The organism is Muricoccus pecuniae (genome assembly GCF_014199205.1).
In the GTDB taxonomy this organism is placed as follows: domain Bacteria; phylum Pseudomonadota; class Alphaproteobacteria; order Acetobacterales; family Acetobacteraceae; genus Roseomonas; species Roseomonas pecuniae.
The window spans coordinates 1-20228 of sequence record NZ_JACIJD010000019.1 but is presented as its reverse complement, the minus strand read 5'-3'; the positions used below and the strand labels follow the sequence as shown (position 1 = coordinate 20228).

Sequence of the window (20228 nt, the reverse complement as noted above, 5' to 3'; positions counted from 1 at the left end):
CAACCACCGCTCAGGTAACGCTCACTCGCCTGCCTGGGTTCGCTAACGTCAGGCGCCGCCGAGCATCGATCCCGCGCTAGGAGGGGGCAATTTGCCGACCGATGTGCATGCGTTCATCAACTGTCATCTTGCCGGTCAGTCGCTTGAACAGGCGGTCCAGCCGAAGCCGCTCCACAACTCCCACCCGTTTCGTGATTGGCACGTGGACCTCTTCCAAAATCGGCCGTTCGGACATCGGGTAATCGAGGTGGCAATCGATGAGACGGCAGACCAACGCCCGACTGCCTACTACTTTCCATCCATGGAGGGCGGTTCCGGGCATGTAGATCCGGATAACTCCCCCCTCCGCCAGCCCGAACAGGATAGCTCCCCGGTATAAAAAAGCCGGATCAGGAGCTTCGGGGAGCTTAGGCGGCGGCTGCCTCTTTTGGAGCCCAGGGATGCCGTCGAACATCGCGCGCCCTTCATTGCGTGTGGGAACGATAACGCATTCGTGACTGCGGCGTCGAGCAGAAAAGCAACCTGGGGTTGTGGTTCTCGACTGTGAGAAGAGGTGGGACCCCTGGCAGGATGACCGGTGTTCGATTGGTGGAAGCGCGCGAGTTCGCTTGCGCCAAGCGCCACAGGCTATCTGACAAATCGGGTGGGCCCTATCGAGTGCTGCGGAACCCTCGATGTTTGCTGGGCTTTTCGCGCGTGGAGATGCTTGGGATTTCTCTAAAAGACTGAAATTTTCGAAGCTCTCGCGTCAGGGTTGGGCTTCGACAATCCCGATAAACAAAGGAGTTTGGGGGAAAGAGGCGGCGGAACCCTTAGGCATGCGAGGTGCCTAGCAAAACGGCGCGCTGTCGCCACCCGCATACGTTGCAGCCCGGGGAGGGACCCGCGACCCTGAGGCCACGCATCCCTCCCCTTGCCGTCATCCAACCGCCTCGGCCATGGCTTCGGCCGTGAGGGCGGGGTCAGTCCCGAGGCGCTCGGCCACCGAGGGCGCGGCATCCTGTGCCCACCGTCGCCTCTCCTGCCGCTGCACCGCCTGGATGGCCTCGGCCACCTCGCGCTTCTTGCGATCCTCGATCGCGTCCACCAGAGCACCCAACGCTTCTGCCTGGGGCTGAGGCAGAACCCCGGCCGTCCAGTTTGCTGGCACCGCGCAGAGCGAAACCTCGTAGGGCCTCCACGACGGGATCAACCGCACCCCGTCAGTTCCCGGATCCGCGTCAGGATGGAAGAAGCCCATCGAGACATTTGTCACGATGCGCTCACGGACCATTGCCCAGGCATCCGCGGCTCTCGAGTGGCTTGCGAACCGCGCGATGGCCCAACCTTGCGTGCCCTCGATCCAAGCCGTCTCGACTACACCGAGCACGCTCTCGAGTTGCCGCATGTGGCCGTCCAGGAGCGGTGCTCGTCCCGTGTTGAGGAGGCTCAGGTCAGCGCCACCCATGTCCAGCTTGTAGGGTGAGCCCTGGCCGTAGTTGTCCACGGCCAGGTCAGTGGCGAAGCAGAGCAGTGCCCGCCTCGTCTTCTCGTCGTGCGGAGCAATGACACCATCGATCACCGTTGTCGTCATGGTCAGTGCCCTCCGCGAGGCAGCGGTAGGAAAGCCCTAGGGCTGCCGACTGCATCGATCCTGCCATCCGGATGCGGCATCGAGATCCGGGATGTGACACCACCACCAGCGTTCGACGGGTCGCCAGGGAAGATGAGATCGGCCGGCTGCGGAGGTAGGCTGATATCTCCAACAGCTTGGGCCGCTGGATGCATGACCGTCATCTCGGCCAGCTCATTCAGTTTTTGTACGGCCCTAGCTTCCAGCATGGCGCCGTCGCGGATCTGGGTAGCGAGAGCTGGATACTTCTCACGCCAGAAGGTGACGAAGGCGGCGCTGAGGCTCACTACCTCATCGCGGAGCCGGGCCATCTCCTCCGCCTTCTCCCGGTTGATCGCCTGCTCCAGTGTGGGCCGCAGAGCCGTCGCGACTACCTCACACCGCTCGGCTTCAGCACGTGCCTCAGCGAGATCTCGCTCGCCATTCTCGACGGCACGCACCTCGCCGTTGAGGAGAAGGTTACCCCGTCCCGCCTCCAACTCCGCGATGCGGACGAGAGCGGCGGACCGGCCTTCCTCGGCAGCGGCAATGGCCGCACGGATTGCCTCGGCGGTTTGGGCCTTGGGGCGCAGCCCGAGAAGCTTCTTGATGTCCATGGTGATCTCCTGAGGTTGGAAGGGTTGGTCAGCTCGCGGCATGACGGCGAAACCCCGCCAGCAGGCCGGCCGCGAGTGGGTCGTGTGATGGCAAGTCGGGACCAGCAGGGGCGGCGTAGTGCTGGGCCAAAGCGACTGGCTCGGCCGCGTCGTGGTCCATCGGAGGTTCTGCCTCCGGGATGGGCACCGATGGGACCCGGTACCTCTGCGCGAGTGAGCGGAGCCGGCTCATGTGCCGCTGGCTCCTTCGCATTTTTGGTCGGAACGGTCGGAACAGGTCGGAACAGCCCCGAAAACAAAGGCTGAAAGCTGTTCCGACCTGCACTGGCACAGGTCGGAACAGGTCGGAACAGCCAACCGGGCCGTCACTCCGCACCTCCGGCCAGCAAGCCCGGCAGGATCACGAATAGCCGGGGTTGGCCTTCGCCTGGGATGCGCACTCGGGCTGCCAGGTTCTTGCCCTCGCCACGGCGCAGATACCCGTGGGCGTCGAGTTCTCGTGCCACCTGCTGGGCGTCGAGGCCCTTGCACACCTCATCCCGCCAAGCTTCAGGGAGGACCAGGTACTCCCATCCCTGCACCGTCTGGCGCCGCCAGCCGGCGCGGTTGATCACGGGGCGGCTACTGTCCTCCGTCTCGCTACCCTGTTCGGTAGAGAGGAGCAGGGTCGAGAAGCGGCTCGATCCGTGGGCGCCGATGAAGGCACGCACCGCCGAGAGCGACGTCTGAGCCTCGCCCGCACCGTGCCCGCCGCGGCCAGCCAGCCAAGCCACGAAGCCCGCGACAGCTGCCCGCTGAGCCTCGCCCTCGGGCCAGGGCAGGATACCGAGCTCAGTGGCGAGGTCGCCGGCTGCCGCGATCACTCCGAAGCGCTGCGCTACACGCCGGACCTGCCCATCGGCATCGGCCGGCACATGAGCGCCGCGGGTGAAGGCGACGACGGTCTCCTGCAGGCCCCGGAGCAGCTCGGCGGGCTTCTCGGCCCGCATGCGGGTCAGGGCGTTCACGAAGGCCCGGGCTGCGTGTCCGTGGTGGGCGAGAGCCGCGGCCTTCACCGCGTTGCTCAGTCCCTCGCCATCACGAAAGCTGTGCAGGGTCTGCCACACTCCTCGGCCGCACCCGGCATCGGCGGGCACAGAGACGCAGCGGACATCCTGGCCCGCCCGGCTGCGCTGTCCGGCCTCCACGATCTTCGCAGCGGGTGACACTTCTCCGGTCGAGAGGAAGAGGCTGCGCCACGTCTTGGGTGCCCGAAGCGCACCAGTCCGATCGGCACGGCCACGGCCAGCACCGCCCGCGAGGGTGTACATTGTCACCGCCACGTCCTTGCCGTCCGCGAGGCCGATCTCGTCTAGTGCGAGCAGGGCGTCCGAGCACTCCACCGCCGCGCCCTCCAGCGCGTTCGCGGTGCTGCGCCACGACCGGACCTGCTGGCCCATGCGCGGGCTGCCCCAGGCGCTGGCGGCGGCCTCCAGGCAGGTGCTCTTCCCCGTGCTGCTGCCGCCCAGGAGGTGCAGCCCGCCACCCTCGACGCCGAGGATCTCCAGCAAGGGCGAGGCGAGCGCAGCGGCGAGGAACAGGGCAAGCCGATGATTGCCGACAGCAGGGGCGGCGACGCCCTGCTGCCATCCTTCCAGCGTGCCACTCGCTGCCACGCGGGCCATGGCTCCAGATCCGGCACCCGCAAGGAGCACCTTCTCGGCGGCATCGCCATAAGCGCAGCCGTCCGCCATGACATAGGCCATGCGACCTCCTGCCGTGTGCCAGCCGGTGCGGTCGGCGCTCGCGATGCGATTGGGCGTCTTCACGCCGGACAAGGCCTCGGCCAGGCGGGTGCGGTAGTTCTGGCCTGTCCGGACACGAAGGCCACGATCCTCCAGATCACCGGCCAGGGCGCCGCCCTCGCCGTGCAGGAGGCGCCGCGGGAGGGCGTAGCGTTGTTCCCGGCCATCGCTGTCGGTCCACGCGAGCAGCAGGGCCCGTCCATGCCCGTCCGCGTCGCGCGCCTCGCCGAGAACGCGGAACGCGGCGGACAGCCGCATCGGCGTGCCTTCCATCTCCTCGCCGGTTCGCGGGTCACGCTTTGGCTGGGGCAGGTAGAAGAGACCCTCCTCGCGCATGACGTAGGAGAAAGGCCAGGTCACGCCGTCAGCGTCCGGCGTTGGTTCGGCAGGCTCGCCGGCTCGCTCCCAGGCTCGGCGCAGTTCGCGCCCGCCTTGGGCTTCCCCCTTCTCCGTGCGCCACTCGGCGGTGACCGGATCGGCTTCGAGTGCGGCCAGGAAGTCGGCGAAGGAACCACCCGCGCGCTTCACATTCGCTGCGGTTTTGAACGCAGCGGCGCTGCGGCTACCGTCACCACCACCAGCCTTCACACCCAGGCTCTTGGCGATGCGGCCGGGCTTACGCGACGCGTCACCATCCTCGGCCGCCATCGCCGGCCCAGCCTCCCGGATCAGCCACAGCACGTCGGCCAGCGGGACGCGACGCAGTTCGGCGGGTGCGTCGGGGTACTGCTCGCCCGTTACAGCGAAGAAGCGGCCCGAGATGTAGAGCTCGATCCCGGGCGGGTGGTCGCCCCCCTTCCTGGCCCACTTCCGTCCGGTCGCCGTGCCCATTACCTGCCGGATCGCGGCGCCGTCAGCAGGGTGGTAGAGAAAGAACACCTTCATCCCAGTGCCGGAGGGGGACACCTCGGCATAGGTCGCAAAGCGGCGGATCACCTCCAACGCCCAGGGTGCTAGCGCACCCGTCTCGGGATCCCGACAGGTGTCGAGGTCGATCCCGCCGACCGCGCAGCCTTCGTGTTCGCCTAGCTCCAGCCCGATGCCGCCGCTCCCGAAGGGGAGTGGCAGGTCTCTCGCGCGTACCTCTGCAGCTTGGCGTGTGCCCCAAGTGGAGGGGTTGTCGGCCATGGCCTTGCCGCCGGTAGCCGGGTTGATCGGCGTCTTGGTCGGCTTGCCCGTAGAGCCTCGCGCTTCGTCCTGCCACGCGACCCACCGAGATGCTTCGGCAAGACTGGCGAGATCCACGGAAGGGCTCTCGGCGCAACTCGTGTCGAGCGGCGCCATCAATAGTCACCTCCGATCGGGTGAAAGCCGCCTCGCGGTCGCGCGCTGAAGACCAGCACCGGGAGCTTCGCGCCCGAGCGGGCACGGCGGTCAACTTCGGCGCTTACCAGGCGGAGCCAAGCGTCCTCCTGTGATGTACCGGTCTCGATGAGCAGGACCTGGCGCAAGATCGGCACAGCTGCGGCGACCGTGGCGTAGTCCTCACGCCTTCCACCCGTCGCATGCACGATGATCGTGGCCGCCCAGCGGATGGCCTTCTGCACCTTGGGAAAGGCGCTCGGCGGCGGGGTTGGCTCGGGGAAGTTCGGATCACCGCTGACGATAACGAGCGTCGGAGGCCGGGTCGGCTCCATGGCCCTAGGCGGCACTCGGCCGCCGGGGAGAACACCAACGATGCGGAACTCCCCGGCTAGCGAGGCTCTCAGGAGCGGGATGCTGAAGTCGCCCCGCCCGCCCTCGTTGCGCGCGATGCACTCGGAGAGAAGGGCCGGCGGCAGATCCATGAAGTGCGACGGCATCTGCGTCGGGCTGGGGAAGCGCATCACTTCCTCCCTCCGCGCTTCTGGACGGCCGCGCTCTCGGCTTGACGCTTGTGTGTGAGGGCGGCGGCGATGCTGGCGAACATGAGCAGTGCAGGCCGGCGCGAGACGGCGCCCGGGCTTGGCGGCAGTTCCAACGCGACGCGGGGCTCGCCGTCAGCGTCAAGCGCGTTCGGGACATGGACCAGGCGAATGAAGGGGCAGCCCGCGGGTGCGGCCTTCGTGCGGCGCTTGGTTCTCTTAGTCACAGTGACCTCCATCGAGGAGAGGCCACGGAAAGGGCTGGAAAAGCGGCGGGGAATACGCTACATGCGGAGTGCTTGGGTGTGTCCGCGTAATCAAGTAGCTTCAGTTCCCGCAGCCCGTCATGGCGCCTCGCCGTGGCGGGTTTCGCGTTTTTAGGCAGCGATCCTGGCAGCTCGGGGAAGGTTGTCCACGAGAGCACGGAGGGACGGGGCAGGAATTAGTGTGCGTTTGCCCAGCTTACGTGTTTCGAGATGCCCTTCCTTGATCAAGGCGTAGAGTTTGGTTCGGCCGATACCCGTGCTGGTGACCGCTTCGGAGATGGTGAAGGTCAGCTTCTCTGGCTGGATGTACATTACTGCACGCCCTCGTTCTCTGTTGAACGAGGAGGAAGATGCAGAGGGACTGTTGATCTCAGTAGCTGATAAAAACGGCGTTGATCACGACATTTGCTGCCATGGAGGGAAAGGCTGTCAGATGCGCTGATTTCCGCAATCTCTCGTCTTTGTCTTAGTGTTTCGTTTTTGCATCGTCCCGTGTGAGATTCTCGAGGTACGACTGGAGCATGTAGCCGATCTCGTCCTCCTTCTTCTTCGAAACAGCCTTGAAGTCCCGAATCTTGCGTAACAGCGTGCCCTCTTCTGGCAGCCGCCATGCCTGCCGAACACGTATGCCTCCCTCGGGAGGATCGAACGTCGACTGAGTAAGAACTTCGCTCATCTGAATATAGAGCGCGGTGAGGAAGCGGGCCGTAGGACCACCTGAAGTGGATGACGGCTCTCGACTGAAGACGAGACGATAGAAGGCGAGAAGGCGCGGCAACATGAAGTGGTCGAAGGTGTCGATAGGCGCTCCCCGAGGAGCCGGCGTCGTGTGCTGCTCCCGCACCCAATCGAACATCTTGCTGGCCCATTCTGCTGGAGGGGCTGGTGGCCCTTCCAGCGTGTGCCAGAGCGGAGCCAGTCTTTGCATTGCCGCGAGATACGTCTGTGCAGCCTTCAACTTCGTCCGATGTGACGCGCGAGGTTTCTCGCCACCGATAGTCATGCTCATGTCGAGAACCTTGGCCAGGACGAGAGCAGCCGCCTCGATATCGGGAGATTGATCGACAACGATAAGGCGTGGGGCGTTGAGAACCTGATGTATCGCTGTCCTCTTTAGCGGCGAGCGATACCAAGTCTGATCCACGTCGAACCAAGCCCGAACAGGGTTCTCTTCTTCCAACAGCGCCTCCGCAGCGCATCCGCAAGTGAAGTGGCGGGGCAGCAGGCGCGGAGAGCCTGCGTTCGGGGATCAGCCTAGCCCCGCCGAAAGAAAGTGTAGCAGCCGCGGCCGGCCGCGCGCGAGTGGGAAGCGGCGAGCCCATCAGCCACCGCCTTCCGCCATCTTCAGCAGCCGCAGGAGATCCCCCAGCGCGCTCCACGCCAGGTCATCCGGCGTGCCGTTCGTGATCAGGCTGCCGTCAGATCTCTTCGCCGCTAATGCCAGCGCCGCGCGTGCCTTGGCGGCGGCACCAGCCAGGGTGTTGGCCGGGAGATCCAGGGCGTTCTCCGCGTGGGTGAAGGCCAGATCCGCGAAGTGGTCGGCGCGATCCTCGTAGGGCTTTGCCTCCTCGGCCGTGAGGTGCAGCGGGTAGCAGTAGGAGGCTTCGCACTCGCGCTGGGCCTCCATCGCCCGGGCACACTCCGTGATCAGTACGACATCGGGAGCGGGTGCAGCCACGGCCACAGCGGGCGCAACAGCCGCAGCGGAGAGGGCCCCCAGCAGATCGCGGCGCCTCGGCGGAATGGCCTCCTTCGGCAGCGGAGCCGGCTTCCTCGGCGGCAGGGAAGCTGGCGCCTGGGGCAGCATGCGGAACGGCTTCATCCGCGCCTCCCCTCACGAGCACGCCGAGCCTGATCCTCAGCGTAGGTGCTGATGCTCTCGATCTGCTCCGCCATCCGTGTGGCGCACCACTCGATGGCGTTGTTCCGCATGTCGATGGTACGCGGGTCATCGCCCGAGCTGTTGTTTCTGACGATCTCAAGAATGGCGCGAAGGCCCAGCTCGGCGTCGATGACGCGGGAGTAGATCTCCTCGAAAGCGTTCTGGCTCATGTCGACACCTCCACGAACCGGAGGCGACGGGGGAAGTCGATGACGTTGCCCCTGCTGAGCACCTGTCCCGTGACGCGGCAGTACTCGGCGTACTTCTCGGAGATGGTCGGAGCGCACCCGGACTTCGGGCGCACCCAATCGGGCGCGAGCGTCACAGCCTGGGCGCTGACCTCCTCCGCCTCGGCTTCGCCGTCGTGGTCCGGCTCCATGTCGGCGTGCCGGGCGTCGAGCTCGTCGAGGAACTCGATCGCCCTGGCCGCGGTGTCGATCGCCTCGGCTGCGACCGCCTCTAGTCTGGCCCGCAGCTCGGCCAAGTTCAGTGGGGCCGGTCTTCTTCTGGGCCCGCCCGCAAGGCACGCGCGACCTCTTCTGGGCGTGGTTCCAGGCGTGGTATGGGCGTGTTCAGCCATAGCCTGCTCTCCAAGTGAGCGGGTTGCGGTTAGGCCGGGCGAGGTGTTGCAAGCACCTTGCTCGGCCGCTCACACTCTCTTACAATGTGTTCCAAGCAGTCAAGCACTTTGTGAGAGGTTGTAAGAGATGGCGAAGGGGGCGGTGTTGTCGTTCCGCATCAACGACGACACAAAGGAAGCCATCACCCGCGCTGCAGCCGCCGAGGATCGCAGCGTCTCCTACATCGTCGAACGGGTCCTGCGCGCATGGCTGGAAGAGCGGGGATTCCTGAAGAAAGTCGAAGGTTAGGAGGCAGCAGTGTCCGGTTATTTCGACCTTATGCAGGTCTGCACGAACGGACACGTCATTACTGATAACGCAGCATCGCTGCCTCATTTCCGACGGCCGTTTTGCAGCATATGCGGAGAGAGCACGATCACTGCCTGTCCAGTGTGTCAGGCGAGTATCCCGGGTGAGTACCACGTCCCGGGAGTGCTGGTGCTTAGCGGGGCCACCTCAACAGCGCCGAACAATTGTGCGAACTGCGGGGTTGCTTTCCCGTGGCGGCAGGCGTCGCTCGCGAGTGCAGTCGAAATCCTCGAAATGGACCTGGAAGGTCAGGACGCTGTGGATGCGGCCGCACTTGTTCCACTTATCGCCACCGAGAATCCGAAGACTGAGCTTGCCGCTCTTAAGCTCAAACGGCTCATGTCGAAGATGACCAAGCCAGCCTACGACGTCGCGATTAAGGTGGTCAGTGACCTGGCATCAGAAACAGCAAAGAAGATGCTCGGGATGAAGCCTTAGCGATTCTCGCTAACCGTTTCCGGCAGAATAAAGGCCGCCACCAAAGGCAGCGACTAATGAAGAAATCAGGCGTTTATGTGCGGCAACCTAAGTTCCAGGTTGCAGATAAGTCTCAGCCCCCTGTGCTGTTCCCGTTACTCGATCCATTGTTCAATTCGTCTATCGGCGAGCTGATCATTCACTGGTCGTTGATGGAGCAAAATTTAAACTTGCTGGTTTGGGCTCTTCTACAAGCAAATCACACCAGTGAGGGTGGCTGGAGATACCGTCCCTTTGAGAAGCGGTACGAGCTGCTGCGACAGGAATGGGAGAAGTTCGCCGAAGGTTATAGTGTTCTCCCGACCTTTCTGAATGAGGTAAATGCGAAAATTCGGTCATGCAAAATTTTGCGCGATTCGATTGCCCATAAGGAGATGATCCTCGGTCTCATGGAGGATGGTGACCACAGCGTTCAGTTCTACAATGAGACGCGCGCGAAACAGAAGTCCAAGCGGTATTACCTGAAGGATTTCACTGCTGCTGTGGAAGCGGCCCGTGAGGCGGCAGGCTGGTTGTACTGGTTGACCGACCCTACTTCCGCTTGGCCGCTACCATCTGAAGATACACAGCGACTACGCAGTTTGCCGAGCGTGGATCATTTGAGGTCTCCCACCTGAGTAAGGCTTCCACCCCCGCCTGGATCATCGGCGGCGTCACCTCAATCGGTTCCTCATTCTCCATGTAAGTGTGCATTTGACCCGACCTCATACCGGCGTTTGCTCCAACTGCAGTTACGGCTTCAACACCAAAACTTCTTCCCCTCTTCTTCACTCGAAACAGATAAGGGAAAGGTCGCGCTCTCGACGCGCCTCAGTTTTTCAAAGTGGACGGCGGCCGAGCAATGGCCACCTCAGAGGCAGTTTTCAATAACGCCACCTGCTGCGCGACCTGCTGCGCCTTCAGGAGGAAGCCGGCGTCGATCGCCGTGAAGGTCATGCTCATGGGCCCAAGCTTGGCAAGCGAGCGTGATGCTGCCTCGGTCTGTGTATGCGTGCCAGCCGATGCGGCCTGCATCTCAACATCGTTCACAGCCTCGGCTGTGGCGTTGAGCAGTTGCTGGATATGGGGGGAAAACATCGACGTCTCCTCTGTCGTAGGGTCGGATTATTCACGTGGAGGTGCCGTTCACCCTCGGAACCGCACAACGTTGCCAGAATCTGTCGGCGGGCCATCTGGCGCCCGAACTCGCAGTGCCGCGGCCAGCGTCGCCCCCAGCACCACCCCAGCCAACTTCAGCTTCGCCGCAGTCTCTGCCGGCATTTGGTAGCCCGGCGGCAGGGTCTCCAGCGCCGTCTCCACCATCCTCGCCGCGAGCTCGCGCGTCTCCGGCTTTGCCTCGGACGCGAGCGCAAGCACGGCCGCGGTCAGAATATGGTTTTGGGCCCGCGTGATCTCGACGGCCTCGATGAACCGGCCGATGAGGGCGACGTCCTGGGCCAACTCGGGGTTTTCCATGCGCTCTCCTGTCATCCCAAGGCGCGGGCTGGCCTGTAGGCCTGTTGCGCTGTCTCAGCGCGGAGCAGCCTCACCTCGTTGGTAAGGCGCTCTACGGCGGCCTCCAGCACCTGCGTCTGCGTCCGCGTCTCCTGCGTCATCACGCTCGCGGTGAGCCGATCCGCGCCGAGGTCCGCGATGGAGCCCAGCACGCCCTGCACCCGGTCGAAGTCCGCCACATAGCCGGTGCCCGAGCCATTCACGTTGCGCGAGGCCGACAGCAGCGTGTCCGAGTAGGACTGGAGGCGCGTGATCGAATTGTAGTCGCCTGCCTGCGCCGCCCCGGCAACCGCCTGGAAATCCCGCAACGCCATGTCGTACTGGCTGCGGCCATTGAGCGGAGAGGCATCACCGGAACGCAGCCCGCGCGCGTAGTCCGCCAGGGAAGAGATGGTGCCCGCCGCGGTGCCGGCCCGGTTCTCGCGCTCGGCCGCCAGTTCTTCCGCGGTCTTACCCAACTCCGTCGCGGCTTCGCTCATCTTCTGGACCGTCGTCTCGGTCGTGATGGCAAAGCGCGACATGATGCCGGCCGCCTCCTCTGCGCCAAAGCCAAGATCGGAAAGCTGGCGCTGCAGCGTGACCGCGGCCTCGGTCCGCTGCTGACGATAATCCATCACGTCCGCCTGAGTGTCTTGCCCATTGGCACGCAGGTACTCGGACCATGAGTTAGTGCGAATGCTGGCAACTGTTAGTTGCTCATCTTCTCTCGCCCTCTCGGCAGCCTTGCTCATCGTGACAACGGTCGCTTCCGTCGCCGCAGCAAAGCGAGCCATAATACCGGCCGCCTCCTCCGCGCTGAAACCAAGATCCGCCATCTGGCGCTGTAGCGTGACTGCGCCCTCGGTCCGCTGCTGGCGGTAGTCCATCACGTCGGCTTCGCTGTCCTGCCCGATGGCCCGCAGGTACTCGGTCATGCTGGACGAGCGGATGCCAGACACGCTCAAAGTGCGGTCCTCAGTTTGGCGTGCGGCGGCGAGGACATTCTCCCGCTCCTGCTGCGCCCGCATCTGCTCGTCCTGCTTATAGGACGAGTAGACCTGATGGCGTTGGGCAAGCGTGAGGTCGTTGAAGGCCGTCGCCGCGATGTCGATCTGCTCCTGGCCCAGACCCGACTGCTTGATCTGCTCCGCGAGCGCATTCCACTCGGTCTGGCGTTGCCGGTCGAACTCCTCCAGCACGGCGCCGAGCACGTTGCCGCCTCGCGCCTGGATAGCTTGGTTACGCAGCCCGGCAACGGTGTCGTTGAACTGCGAGGCGCGCGCGTCATTCAGCTTGGCGATCTGCTCGTTCATCACGTCCGCGATCGGAGAGATCGCGAGGCCGTACTCCTGAGCCTTGGCAATCAGCGGGTCGTACTGGTCGTGGAGCGACTTGAGCGCCTGAGCATACTGCGTCGTGGGATCTACGCTGTCCTTGAAGGACTTGTAGATCGTGTTCGTCCAGTCGAGCGCCTGCAGCAGCCGGTCCGTGTCGCCCGCGCCGACCGTGTTGAACGTGGTCTGGAGGTCGGACGAGAGCTGCCCGCGGTTCTCGGTCAGGATGGTCCGGGTCGCAGCCTTGATAAGCTCGGCAACACCGGCCTCATCCGCCTCGAACCGGGTGTTCTGGTCGCCGTTCCGCAGTACCAGCCCGTCGCGGTCGCCCACCGACACCAGCATCCGGCCCTGGGCGTTGATGCCGTAGGTGGTGCCGATCTGGTTGGCGAGGTTCTGGATGGACTGCGCGACCTGGCCGGCGAACTCGCGGTTTTCCTGGCTGTACCGCGCCCCCGTCAGCCCGCCGATGGTCGTCTGATCGTCGCCCAGGTTGACTAGCGCCGTGCCGGTGCGGTCGGACGGCTTCTGCGCCGGCAGCAGCATCGCCACCACCGCAGCGATGGCCGCGACGTAGGGAGCCACAGCAGCCACGGCACCGAGGGCGGACACAGCGCCGGCACCGAGGCCGAGAGCGCCGGCACTACCAGCCGCCAGCCCTGCCGCACCACCGGCCACGCCAGCCACGCCGCCGACCACGTTTGCCGCACCCTTGGCGCCGCCCTGCTGGATGCCGGAGTAGATGCCGTATGCGCCGCCGATGACGGAGAGGCCGCCGGCCGCCGCCTGGCCATAGGTTAGGGTGTTGGCGTTGCCGGTGAATGCCTGGGTCGGGTTGGCGGCGCTGTAGGGGCCGAATGCTGGCGCCTGCTGGGCATAGACCGGCGTATCCAGCCAGCCCGCCACGTTGGTCCCAAGCATCCCATCGGCACGGCTTAGGTAGCCGCCCTGGAAGGAATAGCCCTGCGTGAGCGGATTGGACGAGCGGAAGGCGCTCGTATAATCCATAAGGCTCGCGCCGCCAGCCGCAGTGGTCGCGCCGGGCATACCGCCCGCGCCGCCGCCCACCCCAGCAAGCCCGCCCACGCCGCCACCGCCCTGGAAAGCGGTGACGAGCGGCATAACGATCGGGCGAAGCAACGCCTCCGCGGCGATGCGGGCGAAGGTGGCGATTGCCGTCCTCCGCAGGTTCGCCATCGTCTTCTCCCACCCGCCCTCGGTGTCGAGGAACAGGTCGGCTATGCGGTCGCCGGCATAGTCCGCTATGCGGTCGTAGGTGCGCTCGGCCTCGCGGGCCTGTTTCTCGTAGGACTGGGTTGCGATCTTAGTGGCCTCGTCGGCCTGCTTTCGCTGCTGGTCGCCCAGCATGTTTTTGGACCGCAGGACCCGCTCAGCTTCCCGGATGCCGAGATCGTCGGCCTTGGAGACGGCGAGGAGCCCACTCGCGGTGAGCTGCAAGGCCTCATAGACCTGCTCCTCAACCCGTATAAGATCCATCGCCTCCTTGTTGTGCGTCCGAACACTCCGCGCGGCGGCACGATGCCCTTCTTCCAACTTGGACAAGGTGACCACGCCGGTCTCGACGGTCTTGCCCATCGCCTCGGCTGTCGCGCGGAACTCTTCGAGCTTGGGCGCGGCATCTGCTGCGCTCAGCCCTGTGGAGGCGAGCCGCTTGGCCTCAGCTTCCATCGCCTGGCGAACCGTCCGATCTGCCTCGTCACTGGCGCGGGACTGGGTGCGGATCTCAGCAAGTGCGGTAGCACCACGACGTGCCGCAGCGATCTCAGCATTCAGCCCTGAAACCCGGTCCTGTAGGGGCTTGAGGCTCGTATCGGCCGTCGCTCGGCTGAGACCCAGTATCTCGGCCGTAAGGGCGGAGACGCTCCCCGCAACCTGCGCCGCCGCAGTGGCCGTCTGGCTTGCTTGACCGTTCAGGGCGCCGAGCTGATCGGAGCTCTGCCGGGCTGCCTCGGCCAACTTTCGCGTGTCGCCGTCCGATTTGGCGATCTCAGCCGCCATCTCGCGAGCCCGCGCCGCCACAGCATCCGAGCCGGTGCTCAGTTCCTGCAGGGTTGCGAAGAGGCGCGCGTTCGTCTCGACCGTTGGGCGCCCCGCAGCTTCATAGGCGGACACCGCATCGGCCAGTTCGCGCATCCGGGCGCTGACTGCCGTGATGCTCTGCTCGTATCCCTGGAAATTACCGAGAGCGTCGTAGGACGGCCGCTCAACGTCGCCAACGTCCTGTCGAATGGCGCGCGCCGGAGCGACAATTCGGCCCTGCAACTCCGCGCGCTGCTGCTCGATCTGCCCGCCGGCAGAACGGAGCCGGGCTTCCTCATACCGCCGCACGCTCTCTGTCAGCGTGCCGTAGTAGGCTGAAAGCTGTTCCAGCTTCTTGCGTTCGTCGTCCAAGCCGCTGCGGTAGAGTTCCCCCGCCGCTGTTGCGCTCTTCACTGCATCTTCGTGAGCCTCGATTGCGTCAGTCGCCGTCGCGGCGGCCTTCCCGACACCAAGGAACTGCGCCCCGAGGCCGCCCACGGTCAGAACGGCGCCGGCAATGGCACCTCCTACCCCGAACATCCCAAGGAACTGCGCACCTTGGACTGTGATCGCAGTAAGCGCATTGCCGCCCATGCTGATCTGTGTCGCCAGATCTTGGGCCTGGTAGCCCGCCTGCCCCATGGCCTGCCCGAACCGGCCCATCCCGCGGCTCGCGTTGTCCGCCTCGGTGGTCGTCCGCTGCAGAGCCGGGCCAACCCGGCCGGCGCCCGTCTCAATGTTCTGCAGCGCCGCCTTGCCGTCGTCGCCAATGCTCTTGAGCGTGGCTCGTACCTGAGCCGCTTCTTCTACCGACAGGCGGATGGAAATGTTGCGTGCCGCCAAGGTGCCCCGTCCCAACCCGGTTGCGGGAAGGACTGTCGGATCCCTCGCCGGCACGATTCTACACCGGCCGACACCTACGAAACAGAGCTAAATCATTGTTTTAGCTCCGAACTTACATGGACGACCATGAACGTCACGGAACTAGGGCGGACGCGCGCTGACGTTCCAGACGAGCAATCTCCCCAGCCACTGCGGCATCTACTGCTGCGATTTCGTCCTGACACTGGAATGCGTTCGTGTCGCTGCACCTGGGGCGGATTACCGCAATCTGAGCCGCCCCCTGCGCTCGGACGGAGGCCACTTCTGCTGCGTAAGCGGTATCCCTCACATCGACACTGGGAAAAGCCGCCGGAAGAAGGCGCACGGAAGCTGTCGCCGGGTAGCGATTGAACATGCCACTGGCCATCCCAGCAGCCATCCCGAAGATGCCGGCTGCAGCGTACATACCCTGCATCGCGTTCGCGTCGGGTTCCACGAAGACAAGGGTACCTCCTGGGGCACGATCGGCGGCCGTGCATTCGATCCGCAGCGTCTGGCCAGATGCGGGGATGACGACCACCCCAGCAGGATCGGCAGCGATGGTGCCCACATCCGGTCGAATGCCGGCACAGGAAGCACCAGGAGGATCCGTGACGACGGCGATGCGCTGCATACCGCCACCCCGCTGACCAGTTGGCTGGGGCGGCGCCGCGCAGCCGACAAGCACAGCCGACAGCAGTGGGGCGAGAATCTTGATAGGTCGCATGGAAGCTGCTCAGTCCTGGATTCGGTTCTGCAAGAGTACCGAGGGACCGAGAAAGTGCCATCGGGCCTGTTCCGACCTGTTCCGACCTAACTAGCGCAGGTCGGAACACGATTTAGCCCCGGAAAATAAGGTTGTTCCGACCGTTCCGACCTGTTCCGACCGAAATACAATGGGTCGGACCTCAGAGAGCCTAATTTGCCGATCCCGTGGGCTCGCTATGGTGCGGCGAGGGTACGCAGTATCGCCCCCAGGCCACCATGAGTGGACGCCGCTGCTCCAGCATGTCGGATCCGCGGTACGCCGCCCGCACACTGTTGTCGTCCTCATGGGCCAGAGCCTTTTCAGCTGCCTCGCCGGCCTCGGGGCGGGTGTCGTCCACCCAGCTGCGGAAGGAGCGGCGGAAGCCGTGAGGGGTGGCACCGCGCCCGTCCACGTCCTGCCAGAGGAGGGAGGCACCAGCGGAGGCATCCTCGTTCATGCGGCGGATGCAGGCACCCAGGGCGGCATCGCTGAGGGCCAGGCCGGTGGGGGAGGGGAACACCAGCGCGTCAGCCTTAAGAGCAGCTTGCAAGGCCAACTTATCTGGACCCTCGATCGTGCCAGTCACGTGTACTGCTGCGGCCGACAGGATCTCCAGCATGGCATCCGTCAGCGGAACGCGATGGGGCGGTATCGCCTTGGCCTTTCCGCCTTTCATGCGCTGGGCAGGGATGGTCCAAGTAAGGGTGCCGAAGTCGATCTCGGGCCAACGAGCGTGCCGCACCTCTGCCGAGCGGACGGCCGTTAGCACGGCGAAGCGGAGGGCCAGGGGTGCCGTCCCTTCCATCGCCTCTACCCTACGAAGAAAGGCTGGCACTCGCTGCCAGGGGAGGGAGGGCTGACGTCGTTCCGGCGGCTGCTTCGGCAGAGCCTTGGTCAGACGAAGAACTCGTCCCTGGGCGGGGTTGTCGGTTGAGCGCCACCCGTGTGCCGCAGCGAAGTCCAGCACGGCGGCTATACGGCGCTGCAGCTTTCGGGCAGTCGCGGGCTGGGCTGTCCAGACAGGGGTGAGGGCGCGGACAACATCCTCTCGGCTGACCTCGGCAATCGGCATGGGCCCGATCACCGGATAGGCGTGCCGGTCCAGGGTCAGCCGCCAGCTCGCCAGCGTCTTCCCACTGGTCCAGCCAGGTTCCTGCGTCTTCACCAGACGCTCTGCCACATCCCGAAAAGTGCGGCTTTGACGCTCGGCCTCCTGTGCCTTTTGGGCAGCATCAGCCTTTGCGAACCTGTCACGGGCAGCGATGGGGTCGGTGCCGGCTTCCACCAGATCCGCTGCGTCACGAGCTTTCTTCCTGGCAGCCCCCAACCCAACCTCGGGATAGGCACCCAGCCCCATGTCTCTGCGGCGCCCAGCAAGCATGAACCGGAAGAGCCAAGCTCGCCCCCCGCCCGGGCGCACCTCTAAGAGCAGGCCGTTCCCATCAGAGAGCCGGTAGACCTTCTCCCGCGGCTTTGCAGAAGCAACGGCGCGCTCGGACAGCTTCGGCATCGAACCCCCGGGAGCAAGCGGGAGCACAACTGATCACCCCCACAATCACCCCCACACTGCGACAGCAACATGGGCGAACGCAACCGGACGGCTGCGGACGGTTGAGCACGTAAGATAATGAAAACATAGAAGGCATCTGGACGGCCTTGGACATCGGTGAACGTCGATCATAATCCCGTACGGGACGCCAGCCACTGCCCAAGTGGCTGATGTACATGGAAACAGAGAGTATCAGCGGCTTCCGGGGCGCCCAGTGCTACGAAGGGTGCTACGACGGATATCACTCGTGACGTAATCGAATCGATCTCCGCGGACCAGCGTCTACTGGTTTCGCCCGACCTTCTCGCAGCCTCGGCCGGTGCGAGATCACGGAGCCTCTTCGCGGGAGGTGGCCCGCTGAAGCCATGGCACGCCTCCCGGCCTCAGCCGCCAGGGCGGAGGCAGCACTTGGGGTGGCCAGAAACCTTGAAACTCCGTCGACCGCCGCGCCTGGCAGAAAAGGCGTCAACCCGCCCCCATGACTTCTCAGAAAGCCAGATCCACCGCTTCCCCAGGCGGATAGGCCACGATGAGCCGGAGGGGGCGTGGGCCAGGATAGCGCACGCACAACCAAGGATGGCGTGAGCAGGGCAGAGGCGAAGATGAGGCTGCGGCGGGCGATCACGGTTCGACGCTTTCCCATCCTGCCGCTTAGTTCGCGGCCACCGCCGGGAGACGGTAGGTGCGGATGGCCGTGCCGCTGAACAGCGCGGTCCTTTCCTCGGCCGAGACAGAGGCGCCGAAGCGCTTGAAGGCATTCCAGAGCACGGCGTAGCCGTAGCTCCCCTTGTCCACGGGGAAGTTGCTCTCGAACATGCAGCGGTCCGGGCCGAAGGCTTCGACGCAGGTGTCGAGATAGGGATGCCACGTCGCGGCCAGCTGCTCCGAGGATGGCGGCAGCTCTTGCCGCTCGAAGCCGAAGCCGTTCACCGCTATGCCGAGGCCGCCGAGCTTCACGACGACGTTCGGGCATCCGGCGAGCAGGCGCATGCGGCTACTCCACTCCGCGAAGACCTCCTCGCGGCGTGCCTGATAGGGGCCTGCCCCGAGCGGGCCGCCGCAATGGTCCAGCACCAGGGTCAGCTCCGGCAGCGCGCGGGCGAGGGCGAGAACCTCGTCGAGTTGCGTGTGGTAGGCCCACAGATCGAGCGAGAGCCCGTGCTCCACGAGGCGCGCGGCTCCCCGGCGGAAGGCGGGCTCGGACAGCAGGCCCGGCCGGGGCGGCAGCGGGTTGCTGTTGATCTCCGGCGAGGCGTGCCAGGCCGTCTGGTTCCGCACGCCGCGGAAGCGATCCCCGGCCGCCCGGATATGCCGCTCCAGCAACGGGGTGACGGCGTCGCCCAGCATCAGGTCCACCATGCCGACGATCCCTGCGCAGGCGCGGATCGGACCGTAGAGGCCGCTGGCACTCCGCGCGGCGACGCCGTTGGCGAACTCCGTCTCGCCGAGGCTGCGCAACTCCTCAGCTCCCTCGGCGCGGTACATGGATCGGGCTTGGACGTAGACGGTGGCCCGCACGTCGTGCCCGCTCCCCGCATCGCGCAGCAGCTCGTCGAACAGGTAGCGTGCGCCGGGACGGTCCCAGAGGTGGTGGTGCGCGTCCACGATGGGCAGGCCGGGATCGAGGATCCTCTCCCGGCGCTGCGCCAGCCATTCCTCGCGCACCGGAAGGTGCGGCGCGGCGTGCCCTGGGCCGGCCATGCCCGCTATTCCAGCCGGATCCCGGCCTCGCGCACGAAGCCCTGCCAGCGCCGGCTCTGGGCGGCGAAGAAGGCGGCGAACTCCTCGGGCGTGTTGCGCTCGGCCTGAAGGTCTTGGCTGCGCAGCTTCTCCGCCACCTCCGGCCGGTCGAGCGCCTCGTTCAGCAACGCGCTGAGCCGCGCCACCACGGCCGGGGCGGTGCCCCTGGGCAGGAAGACGCCGTTCCACTGGTAGGTTTCGAAGCCCGGCAGCGTGTCCGAGAGCGGCGGCACCTCGGGCAGGGAGGCGAGCCGTCCCCGGCCGGTATGGGCCAGCGCGCGCAGCTTGCCCTCCTTCACGAAGCCGATGGGCGCGTTGGCGTTGCCGAAGTAGAGGTCGACCGTTCCCGTCATCAGGTCGGTGTAGATGGGCGCACCGCCGCGATAGGGAATGTGGTTGACCGGCGCCCCCGTGCCTCGCGCAAAGAGCTCCATCGAGAGGTGCTGGATGGACCCGATGCCGGCCGAGGCGCCGTTGATGCCGCGCTTCTCCCTGGCATAGGCGACCAGCTCCGCCGGCGTGCGGACCGGCATGCCCGCCGGCACCAGCACGATCTGCGGCACGGTGATCGTGCGGAAGACGGGGATGAAGTCCCGCTGGGCGTCGTAGGGCAGGTTGCCGAACAGCGCTTTCTCGACCGAGAGGCCGGTCGAGCCGTGCAGCACGGTGTAGCCGTCCGGCGCGGATTGCGCGAAGGCGGCCGCGCCGATCGTGCCCGTGGCGCCCGGTCGGTTCTCGATCACGAAGGGCTTGCCCGTGCCCTGCGAGAGTGCGTTGAAGAAGAGGCGCCCGACGATGTCGGCCGTGCCGCCCGGCGGCCAGGGCAGGATGACGCGCACCGGCCGCTCGGGCCAGGAGCTGTCCTGCGCCCGCGCGCGTCGGCCGGCGAGGGCCAGCGCGGGGGCGGCGAGCAGCAGGGCTCGCCGGGACGGCGTCGGCAGGGTCATGGACGGGCTTCCTCGGTCTTGCTTCTTCGGGCGCGGAGGGATCAGGGGCGGGTCACTGCTGCCACGGGGTCTTCTCCCAGATGGCGCGGTAGCGGGCCTCCTGCGCCGGCATCTGCGCCTCCCACTCGGCGCCCGGCAGATAGGCC

General features: G+C 65.5%; 20 protein-coding genes. 3 read left to right on the top strand and 17 right to left on the bottom strand.

The window, feature by feature from the left end; genetic code table 11:
• Positions 1 to 76: 76 nt before the first annotated feature.
• The 10 genes from FHS87_RS17680 to FHS87_RS17640 form a co-directional block, all read right to left on the bottom strand.
• The gene (locus FHS87_RS17680; protein ID WP_184520722.1) at positions 77 to 454 is read right to left on the bottom strand and encodes a hypothetical protein; all 378 of its coding nucleotides are present in this window, start codon (positions 452 to 454) and stop codon (positions 77 to 79) included.
• A gap of 465 nt (positions 455 to 919) precedes the next feature.
• Complete coding sequence (locus FHS87_RS17675) at positions 920 to 1573, bottom strand: HK97 family phage prohead protease (protein WP_184520721.1); 654 nt, start codon at positions 1571 to 1573, stop codon at positions 920 to 922.
• Positions 1574 to 1575: 2 nt separating this feature from the next.
• Entirely contained in the window at positions 1576 to 2208 is a 633-nt protein-coding gene (locus tag FHS87_RS17670) for an ATP synthase subunit B family protein (protein WP_184520720.1), read from the bottom strand.
• A 365-nt stretch (positions 2209 to 2573) separates the two neighbouring features.
• A complete protein-coding gene (locus FHS87_RS17665; RefSeq protein ID WP_184520719.1) occupies positions 2574 to 5276 on the bottom strand; it encodes a DUF927 domain-containing protein in 2703 nt (900 codons plus the stop codon).
• Complete coding sequence (locus tag FHS87_RS17660; RefSeq protein ID WP_184520718.1) at positions 5276 to 5818, bottom strand: hypothetical protein; 543 nt, start codon at positions 5816 to 5818, stop codon at positions 5276 to 5278. The genes FHS87_RS17665 and FHS87_RS17660 overlap by 1 nt, the downstream gene beginning before the upstream one ends.
• Before the next feature lie 395 nt (positions 5819 to 6213).
• Complete coding sequence (locus tag FHS87_RS24640) at positions 6214 to 6414, bottom strand: helix-turn-helix domain-containing protein (RefSeq protein WP_376766443.1); 201 nt, start codon at positions 6412 to 6414, stop codon at positions 6214 to 6216.
• 154 nt (positions 6415 to 6568) lie between these two features.
• Positions 6569 to 7282: a hypothetical protein gene (locus FHS87_RS17655; protein WP_184520717.1), complete on the bottom strand. Its 714-nt coding sequence runs from the start codon at positions 7280 to 7282 to the stop codon at positions 6569 to 6571.
• A gap of 141 nt (positions 7283 to 7423) precedes the next feature.
• Entirely contained in the window at positions 7424 to 7924 is a 501-nt protein-coding gene (locus FHS87_RS17650) for a hypothetical protein (RefSeq protein ID WP_184520716.1), read from the bottom strand.
• Positions 7921 to 8154: a hypothetical protein gene (locus FHS87_RS17645; protein WP_184520715.1), complete on the bottom strand. Its 234-nt coding sequence runs from the start codon at positions 8152 to 8154 to the stop codon at positions 7921 to 7923. Before FHS87_RS17645 ends, FHS87_RS17650 begins: the two co-directional genes overlap by 4 nt.
• Positions 8151 to 8468: a hypothetical protein gene (locus FHS87_RS17640; protein WP_184520714.1), complete on the bottom strand. Its 318-nt coding sequence runs from the start codon at positions 8466 to 8468 to the stop codon at positions 8151 to 8153. The genes FHS87_RS17645 and FHS87_RS17640 overlap by 4 nt, the downstream gene beginning before the upstream one ends.
• 223 nt (positions 8469 to 8691) lie before the next feature.
• Between FHS87_RS17640 and FHS87_RS17635 the strand changes: the two genes are divergently transcribed.
• The 3 genes from FHS87_RS17635 to FHS87_RS17625 are packed head-to-tail and all read left to right on the top strand — an operon-like array spanning position 8692 to position 10007.
• Entirely contained in the window at positions 8692 to 8853 is a 162-nt protein-coding gene (locus FHS87_RS17635; RefSeq protein WP_184520713.1) for a ribbon-helix-helix domain-containing protein, read from the top strand.
• A gap of 9 nt (positions 8854 to 8862) precedes the next feature.
• Positions 8863 to 9351 carry a DUF2321 domain-containing protein gene (locus tag FHS87_RS17630; RefSeq protein ID WP_184520712.1) on the top strand — a complete coding sequence of 163 codons (489 nt, stop codon included), beginning with the start codon at positions 8863 to 8865 and terminating at the stop codon, positions 9349 to 9351.
• A gap of 56 nt (positions 9352 to 9407) precedes the next feature.
• Positions 9408 to 10007 carry a hypothetical protein gene (locus tag FHS87_RS17625; RefSeq protein WP_184520711.1) on the top strand — a complete coding sequence of 200 codons (600 nt, stop codon included), beginning with the start codon at positions 9408 to 9410 and terminating at the stop codon, positions 10005 to 10007.
• A 193-nt stretch (positions 10008 to 10200) separates the two neighbouring features.
• Here FHS87_RS17625 and FHS87_RS17620 read toward each other — a convergent pair whose 3' ends face one another.
• The 7 genes from FHS87_RS17620 to FHS87_RS17590 all read right to left on the bottom strand — a co-directional run bounded on the left by FHS87_RS17620 (position 10201) and on the right by FHS87_RS17590 (position 20082).
• A complete protein-coding gene (locus tag FHS87_RS17620; RefSeq protein WP_184520710.1) occupies positions 10201 to 10467 on the bottom strand; it encodes a hypothetical protein in 267 nt (88 codons plus the stop codon).
• 48 nt (positions 10468 to 10515) lie between these two features.
• Positions 10516 to 10845: a hypothetical protein gene (locus tag FHS87_RS17615; protein WP_184520709.1), complete on the bottom strand. Its 330-nt coding sequence runs from the start codon at positions 10843 to 10845 to the stop codon at positions 10516 to 10518.
• 11 nt (positions 10846 to 10856) lie between these two features.
• Positions 10857 to 15080, bottom strand: coding sequence for a hypothetical protein (locus FHS87_RS17610; RefSeq protein ID WP_184520708.1), 4224 nt, complete (start codon positions 15078 to 15080; stop codon positions 10857 to 10859).
• Positions 15081 to 15213: 133 nt separating this feature from the next.
• Positions 15214 to 15825, bottom strand: coding sequence for a hypothetical protein (locus FHS87_RS17605; protein WP_184520707.1), 612 nt, complete (start codon positions 15823 to 15825; stop codon positions 15214 to 15216).
• Between the two features lie 190 nt (positions 15826 to 16015).
• The gene (locus FHS87_RS17600; protein ID WP_184520706.1) at positions 16016 to 17356 is read right to left on the bottom strand and encodes a tyrosine-type recombinase/integrase; all 1341 of its coding nucleotides are present in this window, start codon (positions 17354 to 17356) and stop codon (positions 16016 to 16018) included.
• A gap of 690 nt (positions 17357 to 18046) precedes the next feature.
• The gene (locus tag FHS87_RS17595) at positions 18047 to 19096 is read right to left on the bottom strand and encodes an amidohydrolase family protein (RefSeq protein WP_184520705.1); all 1050 of its coding nucleotides are present in this window, start codon (positions 19094 to 19096) and stop codon (positions 18047 to 18049) included.
• Positions 19097 to 19101: 5 nt separating this feature from the next.
• Complete coding sequence (locus FHS87_RS17590; RefSeq protein WP_184520704.1) at positions 19102 to 20082, bottom strand: Bug family tripartite tricarboxylate transporter substrate binding protein; 981 nt, start codon at positions 20080 to 20082, stop codon at positions 19102 to 19104.
• Positions 20083 to 20228: the final 146 nt, after the last annotated feature.

What these genes read in the sequence shown, in the direction of transcription:
- FHS87_RS17680 (WP_184520722.1), bottom strand. Translation starts at nt 454, where the DNA reads ATGTTCGACGGCATCCCTGGGCTCCAAAAGAGGCAGCCGCCGCCTAAG.
- FHS87_RS17675 (WP_184520721.1), bottom strand. Translation starts at nt 1,573, where the DNA reads ATGACGACAACGGTGATCGATGGTGTCATTGCTCCGCACGACGAGAAG.
- FHS87_RS17670 (WP_184520720.1), bottom strand. Translation starts at nt 2,208, where the DNA reads ATGGACATCAAGAAGCTTCTCGGGCTGCGCCCCAAGGCCCAAACCGCC.
- FHS87_RS17665 (WP_184520719.1), bottom strand. Translation starts at nt 5,276, where the DNA reads ATGGCGCCGCTCGACACGAGTTGCGCCGAGAGCCCTTCCGTGGATCTC.
- FHS87_RS17660 (WP_184520718.1), bottom strand. Translation starts at nt 5,818, where the DNA reads ATGCGCTTCCCCAGCCCGACGCAGATGCCGTCGCACTTCATGGATCTG.
- FHS87_RS24640 (WP_376766443.1), bottom strand. Translation starts at nt 6,414, where the DNA reads ATGTACATCCAGCCAGAGAAGCTGACCTTCACCATCTCCGAAGCGGTC.
- FHS87_RS17650 (WP_184520716.1), bottom strand. Translation starts at nt 7,924, where the DNA reads ATGAAGCCGTTCCGCATGCTGCCCCAGGCGCCAGCTTCCCTGCCGCCG.
- FHS87_RS17645 (WP_184520715.1), bottom strand. Translation starts at nt 8,154, where the DNA reads ATGAGCCAGAACGCTTTCGAGGAGATCTACTCCCGCGTCATCGACGCC.
- FHS87_RS17635 (WP_184520713.1), top strand. Translation starts at nt 8,692, where the DNA reads ATGGCGAAGGGGGCGGTGTTGTCGTTCCGCATCAACGACGACACAAAG.
- FHS87_RS17625 (WP_184520711.1), top strand. Translation starts at nt 9,408, where the DNA reads ATGAAGAAATCAGGCGTTTATGTGCGGCAACCTAAGTTCCAGGTTGCA.
- FHS87_RS17620 (WP_184520710.1), bottom strand. Translation starts at nt 10,467, where the DNA reads ATGTTTTCCCCCCATATCCAGCAACTGCTCAACGCCACAGCCGAGGCT.
- FHS87_RS17615 (WP_184520709.1), bottom strand. Translation starts at nt 10,845, where the DNA reads ATGGAAAACCCCGAGTTGGCCCAGGACGTCGCCCTCATCGGCCGGTTC.
- FHS87_RS17605 (WP_184520707.1), bottom strand. Translation starts at nt 15,825, where the DNA reads ATGCGACCTATCAAGATTCTCGCCCCACTGCTGTCGGCTGTGCTTGTC.
- FHS87_RS17600 (WP_184520706.1), bottom strand. Translation starts at nt 17,356, where the DNA reads ATGCCGAAGCTGTCCGAGCGCGCCGTTGCTTCTGCAAAGCCGCGGGAG.
- FHS87_RS17595 (WP_184520705.1), bottom strand. Translation starts at nt 19,096, where the DNA reads ATGGCCGGCCCAGGGCACGCCGCGCCGCACCTTCCGGTGCGCGAGGAA.
- FHS87_RS17590 (WP_184520704.1), bottom strand. Translation starts at nt 20,082, where the DNA reads ATGACCCTGCCGACGCCGTCCCGGCGAGCCCTGCTGCTCGCCGCCCCC.